This is a genomic window from Saprospiraceae bacterium (assembly GCA_016717265.1).
Taxonomy (GTDB): Bacteria; Bacteroidota; Bacteroidia; order Chitinophagales; family Saprospiraceae; genus Vicinibacter.
Map to the genome: position 1 here is coordinate 526,173 of JADKFX010000001.1, position 16,126 is coordinate 542,298.

A 16,126-nucleotide genomic window follows, 5' to 3' on the forward strand; every position below is an offset into this window, starting at 1 on the left:
GGATCTGCTTTTTCTACTCAACATAAAGCACTAAGCCTTTTAAATAAGCACCTTCTGGATGAAATAAATTTACCGGATGATCTGGTCCCTGGCTAAGTTTATGCAATACCCTAATATTTCGTCCGCTTTCAATTCCAGCAGAAACCAGCGTATTATAAAATAATTCTTCAGAAACTACTTGCGAACAAGAAAAGCTAAATAAAAGTCCATGCTTTTTTATTTTCTTTATCGCCTGAATATTAATTCGTTTGTACGCTTGTACCGCAGTATGTCTTTTGGCAATACTTTTTGCAAATGCTGGTGGATCCAAAATAATGATGTCATATAATTCAGATTCCATTTGGTCCAAAAACTGATGTACATCGGCACAAATGCTATCATGCGGAGCATCCTGCATGTTATTAATTCGTAAATTTTGTTTCAAACCTTCCAGTGCTTTTTTTGAAACATCTACGGAGCTTACATGTTTGGCTCCTGCCCCTAAAGCATAAATACTAAAACCTCCATTATAACAATACGCATTTAAAATTATTTTAGATTCCGCATATTTTGAGAGTAGTTTTCTGTTTTCCCGTTGATCTAAAAAGAATCCTGTTTTTTGTCCGCCGAGAACATCAATTTCAAACCGAAAGCCATGTTCGATACAATCTAATTCAATTAAATTTCCATGCACTACGCTGTTTTGAATTGAATTTGCATACTGCGTAGGTAAACTATCTTTACTTTTATCGACGATGCAAATATCCTGAGCCTCAAAAATCTGTTGAATTGCCAGAATGATCTCCTGAATTTGTTTATGCATACCAATAGTATGGCATTGAATTACAATCGTTTTATCATAAATATCTATAATTAAACCTGGCAGCATATCGCCTTCTCCATGAATCCATCGAAAACAATTTGTGTTCTGACTTTTAAACATTAAAAGTTTGCGTGCTTCAAATGCATTTCGCAATCTTTCTTCCCAAAATTTAAGATCATAATCAGCAATTCCAAAAGCCAATAATTTAACAGCAATACTGCCATGATGAAAATGACCAAATCCTAATCGCTGTTTTTTTGAATCTTGTACATACACCAATTCTCCATCTTCAAATAAGTTAACGGCACCAAAAATAGCACCTGAAAATAGCCAAGGGTGCTTTCGGTATAAATTAACTTCTTTACCTTTCTTAAGTTCTATCGTTTTTAGTATTTTTGAATCCATAATGCCACAATTTTCGTAAATCTTCCAAAGCAAAACCAACAATTTATGAAAAAAGCTTTCAAAATCCTGATTTATTTAATTTTAGTATTCATTGCTATCCTATCAATCTTTGCGGCGTATATCCATTTTAAAGGAATCCCGACGTATGAACCACCGAAAATAAAAGAAATCATAATTAACCCAACGGCTGATAAAATTGAAGAAGGAGCTAGAATTTCTTCCCTTCTCTGTAGTTCCTGTCATTTAGGTAATGATGGGAAATTGAGTGGTGGTTTTATGAGAGATCTGGATGAGGCTTTTGGAAAAACCTGGGTTAAAAATATCACCAATGACTCAACCTATGGTATAGGTTCCTGGACACCCAGCGAAATTGTGCATTTTTTACGTACTGGCGTCCGGAAAGATGGCCGTTTTGCACCTCCCTGGATGCCTAAATTTCCAAGATTGTCAGACGCGGATATGGAAGCTGTTGTTTGTTATTTAAAATCTGATAGACCACAAGTCCAGGCTTCTCAAATAGCCCAACCTGAAAGCCAACCAAGTTTTCTGTCTAAGCTTTTAGCCAATTTTGTATTTAAACCCCTGGAGTATCCTCAAAATCCAATAAAAGCACCAGACACTTCAAATTTAATAGCCTACGGTAAATATATTGTTCAAAGTAAAATTGAATGTTATTCCTGTCATTCTAAAGATTTCAAAAAAATGGATTTAGTAATTCCAGAAAATAGTTTGGGCTATTTAGGCGGAGGCAACCTTCTTTTAAATTTAGATCGCGAGCATATTTTTTCACCAAACATTACCATGGATGTTGAATCGGGACTAGGAAAGTGGGGTTATGAAGATTTCAAGCGGGCTTTATTGGAGGGTAAACGACCTGATGGTAAAGCTTTAAGATATCCGATGATGCCTTTAACAAATCTTAAAGAATATGAGATCCAAAGTATCTGGGCTTACCTTCAAACAGTGCCAAAAATATCGAATAACGTAGACCGAACCGGTTTATAAAATATACCGGTACATTCGGAAATATGCTTTGAATTAGCTTTTAAATAGACTATGCCCAGGTACGACTATATTCAAGAATATGTTGAATAGAGTTAGGGTGGGCTGAGAATAAAGCTTTCGGTAAAAAACGCTTAGCTTCCATAAGTAAGGTAAGTTCCTCCTTTAAAGAAGGATCAGAAGCGGCGCATTCTTCCAAAACCTGTGATTCGGTTTGGCTGCATTCAAGGTACGTGTAACGAATTAATTGTAAAGATGTAAATGTATCAACCATAGGCATTTTTTCATTATAAATATGTAACTGCTTTCAATAGTTGAATATTGTTTTAACCCGATCTTATTTTATTCTGGTCCAGATTTTCGTTTTCCCAAATATTGGTAATTTATAATATCCTCTTACCATGATTTCATCATTTCCAACCATCCATAATTTGCAATCATATTCCTTTCCAGACTCGGGATCAAGTATAAATCCTGAAGTCCATTCATTCTGATTCTTTTTTAAATCCCAAATGATATCCATTCCTAATAAAGATTTATTTTTTTTAATTCCACTACACATCCTACATGTTTTAATAAGGGCTTTTGGATCCAATTCAATGACTTTTGCATAGAGCATTTCCTGCTTTTGGTAAATCTCTACAATAGTCCTGATATCAGCTTGTTTATCATCTGTAAGCATCCAAAATCCAAGGGGAGTTTGTGCCTCTATAAGCAGCTTCATAAAGATTAATAAATGGATTGTAAAAACAGCTTTTTTAGACCTCATATGGACTACAAACAAGTAAGCCTTAAAAAAGATTTTTTTAACGAATTAAAAAAATTGGCATAGTATTAGAATAATATACAATATGTAAGACAAAATGTATAAGACACATAAAAAATATAAAAGAAGTAGTTTTCTTTATTTGAGACCTTTAGCCACCTGTAAATACACCGGTATTTACAGGTGCTATATTTATATATGTTTAGATGAATAGTTGTTGTTTGGATTTGGAATTTGGATATTTTGCCGATGGAATGAATCTACCTTCTGTTCCTGTTTTGAATTTAGAGTCAAAAGCTTTGCTGAATTTTAGCTTGTTAAACAATGCATTGCTGTAATTAAAAAATTAAATTGCTGCATATTTTATGCATGGTAAATACAGACTCTTGTTCAAATTTCAGGAAGTGTATGAGAAATAAAATAGTTTTCCAGATCCTATATTAAATGAAAAAGTGGAATTGACTTTGAATGCTAAAGTTTAAATTTGTGTACAACACAATTTTTCAGAAATTAAACGAATGCTTATTCATGGTTTAATAACAAGGGACTCCAAAAATACAGTTCCAACTTTTCAACTTTATGATTTTTTATCGGAACACCTTCTGCTTTAAGTAGTTCTTCCATTCGATTTCCGGAATCTCCAAACATGAGTCGGCCACTGAGCTCTCCTTTAACATTTACAACTCTGTGTGCAGGAACATTCATTACGTTGCCTTTCAATTGATTTAAAGCCCATCCTACCATTCTGGCAGATCCTAAACTTAAATAATCTGCTATGGCTCCATAACTGCATACTTTGCCTATTGGAATACAACGTACTACATCATATACTAAATCAAAATAGTGTTCTTGTTTTATAAATTCATCTTTGTATAAAGCAAGCGCATGATCTTCGGCTCCACGCATTTCTTTTATGTCCTTTGCCGTTTTATCCTGATAGCCAATAAAATGAAGAATACCATGAATGATCACTCTTAGGAGTTCCCATTCTTCATCTACTTTAAATTTTTTTGCATTCTCCCGAACCCGGTCAATACTAATATACAATTCCCCTTCAATTGGATCTTTTGATAATGGAAAACTAAGAATATCTGTAAAATAATCGTGCTGTAAAAATTTATTATTCATGTTTCTCAAGTACCTATCATCACAAAAAATGACGCCTATGATTCCAGCTTTCATTTTATATTGATGAATTACCTTTTCTATCCATTGAGATACCTTCCTTTGATTGAAATCAAAAGCTTCCACATTAAAATGAAATTCAATATTGGGCTTATTCTTCACAACAAGTAATGAATGTAAAGAAAAACAGAATTCAACAAGTATGTTGAAAATAAATTGCGAAAAACAGGAGATCCAAAGGAATCACTTAGATCTAAAATGGATTCCAGCATGGCTTATACATATAGCTCACATTAAAAGGATGTGTCGTTTAAACAATAAATTTAATCTCTACTGTCCTTCCATTGTCTGAAAACAATACACGATCCGATAATTTTTGCATAAGAAAAACCCCTCTTCCACCGCAGGTTTCAAGATTTTCAGGCAAGGTAGGATCAGGGATGGCAGTCGGATCAAAACCAGGGCCTTCATCCGATATTTTAAAACAAATATGCTTTCTTAAACGGGTTGTTTTTACACAAACAAATTTAGATTCATCCGATTTGTTTCCATGCAATATCGCATTATTAACTGCTTCTGTAATGGAAACCAATACATTAGGATACAAATTTATATCTAATCGATGCTCACTAAATATCTTTTGTAGATATTCTTCTACCTGTGTAATATTAGCCGGTACAGAAGAAATTTTTATCATTTCTACTTTCTCAGACTTTGATAATATTGCTCGACCAGTTTTTTGTAGAAAGGTCGTAATTCCGGTGAAACTTGCTTGAACCATTCTGTTTCTGCCTGTCTTTGTTTAATGTATGCTTCTAAGCCAGGCGGTAGTTTACGCACAATATTCGTACCAGTTTGTGATTTTCGTTTTTCATCCCAATCTCTTTCTCGATCTGCTTTTTCTGCATCTAACAAGCGAGTTGTAATTTCCTGCTGTCTTTTCAGCATTTCATTTGTGAGTTGTTTATTAACTAGCTGTTTCTCTTGATTATTCATTTCATCAAGAATTTCCTGAGCTTGTTTTGTGCCATTACCGCTTTCTTTCTTTTCTTCTTCTAAATCTTGCAACATTTTCCTGAGTTTTGCTTGCTTGGCAGCCATTTCAGCAAATTCTTTCGAACTTCCTTGCTTTCCATCCTTCATTTTTTGAAGCATTTCCTGCATCCCTTTTTCTAAAGTCTTTTGTCCCTGTGAAATCTTATCCGAAGGAACTTTACCAGACTTTGCCTGTTTTCCACCACCTTTGCTACCGGGTTTTTTACAAGCCTTCTTTCCAGGTTTATTACAAGAACCTCCATTGCACTCTTTTTGCTTTTCATCTAAAGATTCAGAAAGCATCACGGCAAGGTCATTCAGATTTTTCATTACCCTACCTTGATTATTTGAAGCCTCTCCACTCCTTCGATCTTCCAATAACTCCAATCCAATTTTGAAATTGTCATTAATCTCATTTACTTTCTCCATCACAAAAGATTGAATTTCAACCAAACGTTGACTCAAAACTTCTAAGGTATCTTGCACAATTTTGAAATTGTCTTTAATTTTAAATTGATCCTGCAATAAACCAAGATATCTGGGAGTTTGTGGATTTAAGTTTGCCATTTCATTCACTACCCGCTCTTGATCAAAAGATAGTCCGACTAGATTTTCTAATAATTGCCGCAACATTTTGGCATCTTCTTCTGCTTGTTCCTGGTCTGATTCTTCCATCTCCTTTTCCATCTTATTAGCCATTTCCTTCATCTTTCCTGCAGCATCCTTTTGTTTTTTAGAAGCCTTTTCATTTTTAGAATTATTCAACTCCTCTTTAGAATCTTTCAGATCTTGTTTAATTTCAGATTCTTCCTTCTTCGTATCTTCTATAGTTCTAGGAGTCTTTAATTCTTCATTTTTCTTTTTGATCTCTTCTTGCTTCTTAGCTAATTCGTCAAATTTCTTATGAATATCTTCTTGCTGCTTTTTTAAGTCGTCTTGTTGCTCCTCTTTCTTTTCTGTTTTTTCAGAAAGCGCTTCTTGCTTTTCTGCCAATTTATTAAGTTCTTTAATCTGATCCTTTAAGTTCTTTTCTACTTCTAACTGTTTAAATAATTGTAACAACCGATCCATCTCCTTACTCATGTCTGCATTTTTATTTTCAAATTGCTCTGACATTTGGATTGCTTGATCTTTATTCATTTCATTCATCAAATCCTGAATCTGCTGCATTAATTTCTTCATTTCTTCATTTGCTGTTTCTTTAAACAGTTTTTGAAGTTGCTCTTGTTTGTTTTGAAGATTTTCATCTTCATTTTTTTGTTTCTTTAAATTTTCATCTAACTTTTTTTGCGCATCCTCAAATTTTTTCTGAATCTGCTCTTGTTGTTGAATCATTTTTTCAAGATCCTTTTTATTCTGCCAATCCAAATCTTTTTTCTGGCGCATTTTGTCTTTGTAATCATTGAGCTTCTCCTGCAGTTTTTTTGCTTGCGCTAATGCTTCTTCCAGGTCATCTTTTATTTCTTCATTATTGTGTTCTTCTAATTTCGCAAGTTCTTCCAGGGAAGCTTCTTTGTATTCAAGATACTGACTTCTTGATGATTTGCTACCATTGATTGCATCATTATCCCAAACTTCAAAATAATACCGAATCGCTTCACCCGGTGCCAGATTATATTCTGCTGCATCAAAAGAATAACTAAAGCTGTTGGTTTTTCCAGGGGTCAAATTATTTAAAACGACAGACTTTACAGCTTCTTCGCTTCCATCCTTTTTAAGTCGGATGGAATTAAATGTAATATTTCGAATACCATAGTCATCAGATGCCTGACCTGCATAATAGTTTACTTTATAGTCGCTGCTATCTGAAAAAGCTTCAAGCTGAATTTGTGGATATTGATCTGGAATAACGCTCATTTGGTATTGAACAGAATCCAGATTCGACAGAAAATTATTCTTTAAAAATAAAGTATAACTTTGGTCTTTTAGGATCTTTCGGGAATATTGAAATTCATTTTCTCCTTTTCTTTGTAATTCTGCTTTTTCCTTGTCTTCTAAACTTTTAAAATATAAATGATCCGTATATTCAGAATTAAAATACCAATTCACTTTAGTGCCTACAGGTATAATTAAATCTCCTGTATTTTCTAATGTTTCATTCTTTCGTCCGGTATATGTAGGATATTCAAGTCGAACCTGGAAAGAATTGATTACCGGTTTCATCAATACTTTTAATGTATATTCTGGAGATTGAATAGCACCTGAGAATAATTTAAATGGTAAATCCTTTTGAACATTATTAAATGTGTAGGTAAATACATCCTGACTTTCTTTTTTCAAACGATATTGAAAATTATCAACATCAATAAATGCATCTGCAGGCAAGGCTGATCCATCAATTTTAATTTCCAGGGTAAAATCTCCGTTTTGTTCGACATGTAATGCATCTGCTTCAATTTTAAAATGAAATGGTGCTTCCTTTTCAAAATCTTTATTGATTGAAATTAAACGTTGCGTAGGTTTTTGAATCATACCTGGTGCCCACACTAAAATAGCTCCCAAAAGAAACAATGGAGCAATAGCGTATTGCAAATATTTTCTGTTTTTTTGTAAGTCTATAGCTTGGACAAATGGCACAGGCGTTAATTCAATAGATTTCTGTTGAATACTGGCATCAATCAGACTTCTGTCGGAATAATTTACGGATTGCGTTTTAAGTTGCAACACATTTAACAACTTGTCCTTTACATCTCCAAATTGCGAACCGATAATTTTTGCAGCTTCTTCATGTGATATGAGCTTCCCTAATCTAAAATAATGAAGTAAAGGGCTAGCCACCCAATACCAAAGACTCGATGCAAAGAGAACCAGATAAGATAAGCTTAAAAATGTGCGGACCCCTTTACTAAAATAAAATTGATTTTCAAGGAGATTATAAGCTAAAAATACTAAAGTTACCAATCCAGTAAAATACAAACTGCCTTTAATCAATTGGTTGATATAATACTTTCGGGTAAATTGATCAATTTTAAGGATTAACTGATCATAATAATTTTCATTCCATGCCATAAATAGAGTTCAACTTAATAAAACGCAAAATAGCCTTAAATAATTTCAATATTTAGTTAAAACGAGCAATAAAATTTTAAAAACTGAAGCAGTTCCTGAATTTAACTGTTTTTCTATTGATATCAGGCCCTGATCCATTATTATTAATGGGTATATCTATTCCTAAAACAACAAAAATGAAAGAGGGTTTAAGCTGAAATATTGTATTCCCTTAAAGTTTCATTTAAACTTACTTTTTTATCCGTAGATTCTTTGCGTTGGCCAATGATCAATGCACAGGGAACCTGATAGTTTCCAGCTGGATATTCTTTTGTATACGACCCCGGGATGACTACCGATCTTGGAGGTACATAGCCCTTATAACGGATGGGTTCTGATCCGGTTACATCAATAATATAGGTAGATCCTGTAATTACTACATTGGCACCTAATACTGCCTCCTGACCAATAATAGCACCTTCCACTATAATACATCGCGAACCAATAAACGCATTGTCTTCTATAATATTTGGCTTTGCTTGTAAAGGCTCGAGAACTCCTCCGATACCGACTCCTCCAGCCAGATGTACATTTCTCCCAATTTGAGCACAAGAACCTACGGTTGCCCAGGTATCAACCATCGTTCCGGCACCAACATACGCACCTATATTCACAAAACTTGGCATTAAGATTACTCCCGGTTCAATAAAAGCGCCATATCGGGCAATAGCACCCGGTAATGCCCTTATTCCAAGACTCTGATAATTTGTCTTTAAAGGAATTTTATCATAAAATTCTAGTTCTCCTGCCTGAATCAATTTATTATCCGATATTGGAAAATAGAGTAGTATGGCTTTTTTAATCCATTCTAGAACAATCCATTCTCCGGATCTGTATTCTGCGACTCGAATTTTGCCACTGTCTAAAGCTGCGATTACTTCTAAAATCTGGGTTTTTACCTGTGGGTCTGTCAATAAACTGCGATCCAACCAGGCACTTTCAATGGTATTTATGATTGCTTGCATTTTTAAAACGTATATGAAAATGCAAGTATAGTAGAAAAAATGCCAACGAAATAACCTAAATAAATTTCAGAAGCATCGTGAGCTTTTAAATAAAGTCGACAAGTACCTATAAATCCAGCTAAAACAAGTGAAATACCAATCAAATGATTCACATGAAATGCGGATACACCCGATTTTAAAAACCGGAATTGTAAAATTCCATCTTCAAAATGATAAAAGCGAAGAATAATCCAGAATGTAACAAAAGCTCCAAAGGCAATCGTATGTAAACTGACTTTGATTTTTGTATTCAATGCAAAAGCTAAAAAAATAGAAAGAATGGATGCTAAAATGAAAGCAATCATCAACTTTGGGATCTGGTCTTGCGATTTTAAATTAACCCATAACCATAGGTAAAATATTGCACATATAATTAATGGACCAAAGCGATCCATTCGATCTTCCATGCGAAAAGTTTTTACAAAACCTGTAAATTTAAGTAATACAAAACCAATTGCAGGCACAACACAAGTATAAATAAAAATCAAAATGAGCAATAAGGATTGATCCTGCCAATGTAAAGCACCAAATAAATGAGGCTTCAAACAAATTAATAAAAATAAGGAATAAAATAAAACCAACAATGGGTGAAAGACAAAAGAAAAAATATGCGAAATGGTTTTCATATAATATTCGAGTGCAAGGTATATGAAATTTTTGAATCCAAGCTCATTAAAAACAAGCTAGAATTCTTTTACTAATTCCTGACAATCAAGTTTATACAAATATAATTTTAAACCAAATACAGAACTTATGCTTGGCTTTGGGGAAGCTCGTTAGAATGGGGTTTCATTTTCAATTTTAGAGGATCAAAGTCTTTAATTCACTTCGAACACAGCTTAAATTCAGTGCATAAAAATATTTAATTTGTTTATAAAGTAGTATCTTTAAATAATGAATACACTAATTATGAACTCTTGTTTTTTAATTCACACCTTACCCTTATTAAAACTCCATTTAAATAAAATTATTAATTATTCGCGATTTTTATGGGTAGCATACTTCCTGTCAATAATCCCATTGCAAGCCAATACGTTTCTCTTTTCAAAGGATCCTTGCTTAGATACTGACAAGCCAATTTTACTTATTAAAACGGGTGCATGCAACCCCGCATTATATGACACTGTTCTGAATACTTGTAGTTCTTTTTTATCAATAACCGCGGAGGCAAATGACAATCAAACACCATCCGCTTGTTTGAGTTTTACCTACAAAATTGATTTATACAATGATGGTCTTGGTATTTACAATGGATATGATATTCATGTCGGTTCCTTAATGATAAAAGAATTTGAAAAAGGACAAACTCCAATGTTTAACGATAATCCATTTGCCAGTAATCCAAATAATATTACAGATGGAAGTGGTACATATCCTTTAGGTGTTCACAAAATTTGTTGGTGGGTTACAGATACCTGTGGCAATCAAGCAGTCTTATGTCAGTTATTTGAAATATTGGATTGTAAAGCTCCTACGCCAATGTGTAAAATTAAAGTAGACAGTTTTAATATGACACCGCAAGGTTGTATTACAATTTATGCAAAAGATTTTGATACTAAAAGTTTTGATAATTGTACACACCATGATAAATTGAAATTTTATTTTAATGGTGACCCTAATCAAGATAGTTTAACGGTTTGTTGCGATGATTTAATAGCTTCTGTTAATTGTGATTTTCTTTGGGTTGAGATTCAACTTTGGGTTGAAGATGTAGAAGGAAATACTGATTATTGTAAAACTGCAATTCTTGTTACAGACACAGATGATATCTGTTGTGATATCCGAGAATATGGTAAAATAAATGGTATGATTCTATGTTCCTTAGATGGGAAAGACAGCATTGAAGGTCCAATCGTCCACGTGAATCTTATAAATGGCAATTTCCTTTATAAACAACAAACAACAAGCAAAGATTATAAATTTGGCGATTTACCGATTCGCAAATACGAGCTGAATGCTTATAAAGATTCAGATTCCTTAAATCATGTTACAACCTATGATATCCTAAAAATTACCAGACACATTTTAGGTCTTGAACCATTTACAAATCCATTTCAGAGCATTGCTGCTGATGTAAACAACTCCTCAACTATAACTGCAGCGGATGGAATTGAAATTCGAAAATTGATTGTTGGAAATATGGATCGTTTTATTTCTCCTAATCCTTGGAAATTATTTGCTGTAAGAATAGATACCACCATATTAAATAGTAAACCTCAAGAAATAACACTTGATCTAAATGCTGGTATCAACAGAAGGGTGGATTTCAGACTTGTAAAAATGGGCGATGTAAACGACTACTCCATGCCCTTAAATTATAAACCCTTACAATGGAGTTCCGATTCCATAATTTTCAAATTCAAAAATCAGCATTTTGCTAAAGGAGATTCTATTCATATTGATTTTTATGCTTTTGGTTTTGACTCTATTGTTGGTTTTCAAGGTACTTTTAAATTTGATTCTACGCGTTTTAAGTTTGAGAATATACATTCTACAATACTAACACTGGACAATCGGAATATAGGAACCAATTTTTTAGAAGCCGGCTATATTCCAATAAGTTGGATTGAGCCAAACACAGCTAAAATAAGTGCACCGCAAAATCAGATAATTTTCACCTTGGACTTTATTGCAAGACAAGCTGGTGATCTTTGTGATGCTATTCAATTTACAAGTGAACTTACCCCGAAAGAAGCCTATCAGGATAGTTTTTTAATTAAAAATATAAGCATAGAGAATTGCAATATCATTATTCAAAATAAAGAATTAAGAAAAAATAATATTCTTGTATACCCTAATCCATTTTTGGGAACCCTCCATTTTCATTTCGGACCACAAAATGAACTTCCAATCCAGTTACAATTATTTACAAGCACTGGCAACAGTATAAAAATACAAGAATTAAATACTAATGAAAACCATTTCGAATGGAAACTTTCTGAATTAAAAAATGGAATCTATTTTTTAAAAATTAAATCCGGAAATCAAATACAAGTTGAAAAACTGATATTAGAAAACTAATTCATTCAATAAGATTAGAAAATTCAAAGATTTAATTAAACTAAAGTAACCCTGAAGTTGATTAAATACAATAGTTATAACCATCTTGATTCCATTAAATTCATTATTAAACTAAAATGTGAGTCTGAATAAAATAAGCTTAAAGCCTAAGTTATACATTTGTTAGGCAGAGTAAAAACCTAGATGAGAAGTAAAAAATAAATTCTATAATTTGATAACAAAATCAATAAAAAAGGATATTTAAACATTAATACAAATCCTATATAAATATCAAATCATTAATTATAAAAAAACTAATATTTAATCTTCTATCTGTTTTGGCTTTAGGAATGGGTTCAGAAGTGTAGACTCAGGTTGAAATACGCATTCCAGATTCTGCGGAGTCAGGAGGTTCTGCACAGAAAGGAGGCTATGAAAGAGCAAAGCCTGCTGCTGTAATCACTTACCAAAGTGACCGATCAAGACCAAAAGAGCCGTCTCTGCAGATTCCTATTGTAGAGGATGCTCTCGCAGGAAAGGATTCACGAACTGCACGAGTGTATGTTTATGATGGTTCGGTTCGGGTTCCTATTAAATCAACTCGTGTAACCACGCAGTTAATGAATAATAGATTTCATGTAACAGTGTATACAGATGGACTTGGCAAACCTAAAAATGGCAAGAAATTCAGAGTAAGAATTACCGATGCTCACGACAAGTCAGAGGAATTCGACCAGAATTAATTATCAAATGAAAATATGGAGATAATTTTTATTACAAATTACATTCTAAAAAAATGTTGCCTGAAATTCAGACAGCATTTTTAATTTTTAGTCAATCAAAAATTTGCAGGATTGAACCTTTTGGATTCTAGTCATACTATAGGAATTATTTCATAATAGCCTTCCATTTGTGCGACCACCAGGCTTAGGGCAAATAAAATAATTTAATTTTACTACTTAAATACAGCGAAATATATCTAATTAGACCAATAATGATGTTTAATGCATAGCTATTTGTTTTTTGAAATAGTTGAAAAATTTTCATATTAAATTGAAATTTACAAGCTAAATTAGTAGCAATCTTCTATTTTTGCATTTTACTTTTAAAATCCATATCTAAACTGTTTACATTTGAATTCATAATTTCAATTAATGAGCGCTTTACTAAATATAAACCAGAGAAAGCCTCATACAATTTTTAAATAATGAATAATTCCTATCTGCATAAATCAAACTATAAATATGATTCTTGATTATTTTAAAATTCCAATGCTTGTCAATCACAATGTTTTAATAGACAGTTCCAAAAAACAAGATTTAGAATTTAATCAACAGCAAACAAAAGAAACTTTTGATACTAAGTGGAAATCTGCAAATCATTTTGAAGATATTGAAAAACTGCACAAAACACAATATGAATGGTTTCTGAAATTATATGGATTTAATGATCTTGAAACTTTTAGAGCATTTTTAAAAAATAAATCCTTTATCATTGATACGGGTTGTGGTTTAGGTTATAAATCGTTTTGGTTTAGTCAACTTGCACCGCATGCTATCGTTTTAGGAATTGATGTATCTGAATCCTGCCTATTAGCAGCAGCACATTACAAGGATATTAAAAATTTGTATTTTTTGCAATCAGATATTGCAAATACGCCACTAAAAGCAGGCGTTTGTGATTTTGTTGTTTGCGATCAGGTCATTATGCATACCGAAAATCCTACGGCAACTTTTGCACATCTTTCTTCTTTACTTTCAGATAAAGGAGAATTTGCTTGTTATTTTTATAGAAAAAAAGCATTGCCTCGTGAATTAATAGATGATTACTTTAGGACAAATACACACAACATACCAGATGCAGAAATCTGGCAATTATCTGAACAACTTACCGAACTAGGAAAACGGCTGTCTGCCCTCCAGATAAGCTTTGAGTCTCCTGAAATTCCGCTTTTAGGAATTAAAGCTGGGACCTACGACATTCAACGATTTATATATTGGAACTTTTTAAAGTGCTATTGGAATCCAGAATGGGGTTATGATCTCAGTAAAATAACCAACTATGATTGGTATGCACCCAGTAATGCCAAACGTTTTTCAGAAGAAGAAGTCAAATTACTCATATCCCAAAATAACTTAAAAATTATATTTTGGCACGAAGAAGAAGCTTGTTATAGCGGCCGTTATGCTAATTTGGAAACAAGTTATTAAGTGGCATTAAATAAATATTTTCAAACGTTTTTTACAATTTCTAAAAATCATTTATTTTTTCAATTCGTTAACAAATCGAAGTTCTAAGTGCTTAGAAAAATTTAGAACATGTGGTATTCATAAATTAAAATAAAATAATACTAGTTTACTTTGTTTTTAATTCGTTAAAATTAGCATAATAAATAACGCTGAATACGGAACGCTTTGGCATGAGTCGGCATCTTTATTATCTTTGCCACCATGAATATCTCGGTATATAATAGCCTTCGTGGAGAGAAAGAAGTTTTTAAACCTATCCTGGACGGTATGATTGGCATGTATGTATGTGGACCAACCGTTTATTATGAAGCACATTTAGGAAACTGCCGTACGTTTATTTCTTTTGATGTCATTTATCGATATCTAATGTATTTGGGCTTTAAAGTGCGATACATCCGAAACATTACAGATGTTGGACATTTATTAGATGATGGTGAAGATCGGATGATGAAAGGAGCCCGATTAGAAAAATTACAACCCATGGAAGTCGCCCAAAAATATACCAATGGCTTTCATGATATGATGCGTTTGTTTAATAACCTGCCTCCAAGTATAGAACCCCGTGCAACGGGTCATATCATAGAACAAATTGAAATGGTACAGGAAATTTTAAAACGCGGTTATGCTTATGAAAAAAATGGCAGCGTTTATTTTAATACTGTAAAATTTATTAAAGATGATCATCCCTATGGAAAATTATCTGGTAGAGTTGTTGAAGATCTTTTAGCCGAATCACGCGACAATTTAAAAAATCAGGATGAAAAAAATCATCCTTCCGATTTTGCATTATGGATAAAAGCAGGTGATGAACATATTATGCGTTGGAATTCACCCTGGTCGGTTGGATTTCCAGGATGGCATTTGGAATGTTCTGCAATGAGTACTAAATATCTAGGTGAAACTTTTGATATTCATGGAGGTGGGAATGATTTAAAGTTTCCACATCATGAAAATGAGATCGCACAAAATATAGGTGCGAATGGGCATGCCCCAGCCAATTATTGGTTGCATACCAATATGCTTTTACTGAATGGAAAAAAGATGTCAAAAAGCGATGGCAATACCATATCTCCCGCTGAATTGATTACTGGAAACAGTATACATACTACGAAGGCTTATTCGCCGATGGTCTGCCGTTTTTTTACATTACAGGCGCATTATCGCAGTACTTTAGATATCACCGACGATGCTTTACAAGCAGCCGAAAAAGCATTTAAACGCCTTTTGGAAACTGTAAAAATTTTGCATCAGTTTTCGGCAGAATTTGCAACCACAACGGGAACTAAAGATGCAGAAATTAAAGCTCTTATGGACCAATCTTTCACCGACATGAACGATGATTTTAATGTTCCAAAAGCCTTAGCTTCCTTGTTCGAATTGTGCACTTTAGTGAATTCTGTTAAAGATGGACATATCCCGGCAGCTAGTATTTCTATCGCTTGCTGGAGTGCTCTTATTAAACATTTTCAAGTTTTTGTGTTTGATATATTTGGCTTAAAAGATGAAAATCAAAATGCTGATAGCAGTACCTTGGATGGATTAATGCAATTGATTATTGAACTTCGAAAAACAGCAAGGGAAAATAAAGATTGGGGAAGTTCTGATAAAATCAGAGATATGTTAAAAGCAGCCGGTATACAGCTCAAAGATGGTAAAGAAGGAACCGAATGGATGCGTTCTTGATTTTTTT

The 16,126-nt window shown here is 33.2% G+C and carries 12 protein-coding genes; 4 read left to right on the forward strand and 8 right to left on the reverse strand.

The window, feature by feature from the left end; all coding sequences use genetic code 11:
* Positions 1–13: 13 nt before the first annotated feature.
* Positions 14–1,207 (reverse strand): class I SAM-dependent rRNA methyltransferase, encoded by a 1,194-nt coding sequence (locus tag IPO86_02070; GenBank protein MBK9726884.1) that lies wholly within the window; start codon positions 1,205–1,207, stop codon positions 14–16.
* A gap of 45 nt (positions 1,208–1,252) precedes the next feature.
* Between IPO86_02070 and IPO86_02075 the strand changes: the two genes are divergently transcribed.
* Positions 1,253–2,212: a cytochrome c gene (locus IPO86_02075; protein ID MBK9726885.1), complete on the forward strand. Its 960-nt coding sequence runs from the start codon at positions 1,253–1,255 to the stop codon at positions 2,210–2,212.
* 49 nt (positions 2,213–2,261) lie between these two features.
* On the opposite strand, the gene IPO86_02080 is transcribed toward IPO86_02075, so the two are convergent.
* From IPO86_02080 to IPO86_02110, 7 genes are all read right to left on the reverse strand, one after another.
* Positions 2,262–2,483: a hypothetical protein gene (locus IPO86_02080; protein ID MBK9726886.1), complete on the reverse strand. Its 222-nt coding sequence runs from the start codon at positions 2,481–2,483 to the stop codon at positions 2,262–2,264.
* 63 nt (positions 2,484–2,546) lie between these two features.
* Positions 2,547–2,933, reverse strand: coding sequence for a DUF2147 domain-containing protein (locus IPO86_02085; GenBank protein ID MBK9726887.1), 387 nt, complete (start codon positions 2,931–2,933; stop codon positions 2,547–2,549).
* Positions 2,934–3,497: 564 nt separating this feature from the next.
* Complete coding sequence (gene ybeY / locus IPO86_02090) at positions 3,498–4,262, reverse strand: rRNA maturation RNase YbeY (protein MBK9726888.1); 765 nt, start codon at positions 4,260–4,262, stop codon at positions 3,498–3,500.
* A 148-nt stretch (positions 4,263–4,410) separates the two neighbouring features.
* A complete protein-coding gene (locus IPO86_02095) occupies positions 4,411–4,797 on the reverse strand; it encodes an ATP-binding protein (protein ID MBK9726889.1) in 387 nt (128 codons plus the stop codon).
* Between the two features lie 2 nt (positions 4,798–4,799).
* Positions 4,800–8,144, reverse strand: a complete 3,345-nt coding sequence (locus IPO86_02100) for a DUF4175 domain-containing protein (GenBank protein ID MBK9726890.1) — start codon at positions 8,142–8,144, stop codon at positions 4,800–4,802.
* Between the two features lie 188 nt (positions 8,145–8,332).
* Positions 8,333–9,148 carry a 2,3,4,5-tetrahydropyridine-2,6-dicarboxylate N-succinyltransferase gene (locus IPO86_02105; protein ID MBK9726891.1) on the reverse strand — a complete coding sequence of 272 codons (816 nt, stop codon included), beginning with the start codon at positions 9,146–9,148 and terminating at the stop codon, positions 8,333–8,335.
* A 2-nt stretch (positions 9,149–9,150) separates the two neighbouring features.
* On the reverse strand, positions 9,151–9,813 hold the full coding sequence (locus tag IPO86_02110) for a hypothetical protein (protein MBK9726892.1): 663 nt from the start codon (positions 9,811–9,813) through the stop codon (positions 9,151–9,153).
* Positions 9,814–10,081: 268 nt separating this feature from the next.
* On the opposite strand from IPO86_02110, the gene IPO86_02115 reads away from it, so the two are divergent.
* The 3 genes from IPO86_02115 (at position 10,082) to IPO86_02125 (ending at position 16,119) form a co-directional block, all read left to right on the forward strand.
* On the forward strand, positions 10,082–12,208 hold the full coding sequence (locus IPO86_02115; GenBank protein MBK9726893.1) for a T9SS type A sorting domain-containing protein: 2,127 nt from the start codon (positions 10,082–10,084) through the stop codon (positions 12,206–12,208).
* 1,223 nt (positions 12,209–13,431) lie between these two features.
* Entirely contained in the window at positions 13,432–14,397 is a 966-nt protein-coding gene (locus tag IPO86_02120) for a methyltransferase domain-containing protein (GenBank protein MBK9726894.1), read from the forward strand.
* Positions 14,398–14,637: 240 nt separating this feature from the next.
* A complete protein-coding gene (locus IPO86_02125) occupies positions 14,638–16,119 on the forward strand; it encodes a cysteine--tRNA ligase (protein ID MBK9726895.1) in 1,482 nt (493 codons plus the stop codon).
* The last annotated feature ends 7 nt before the right edge of the window (positions 16,120–16,126 follow it).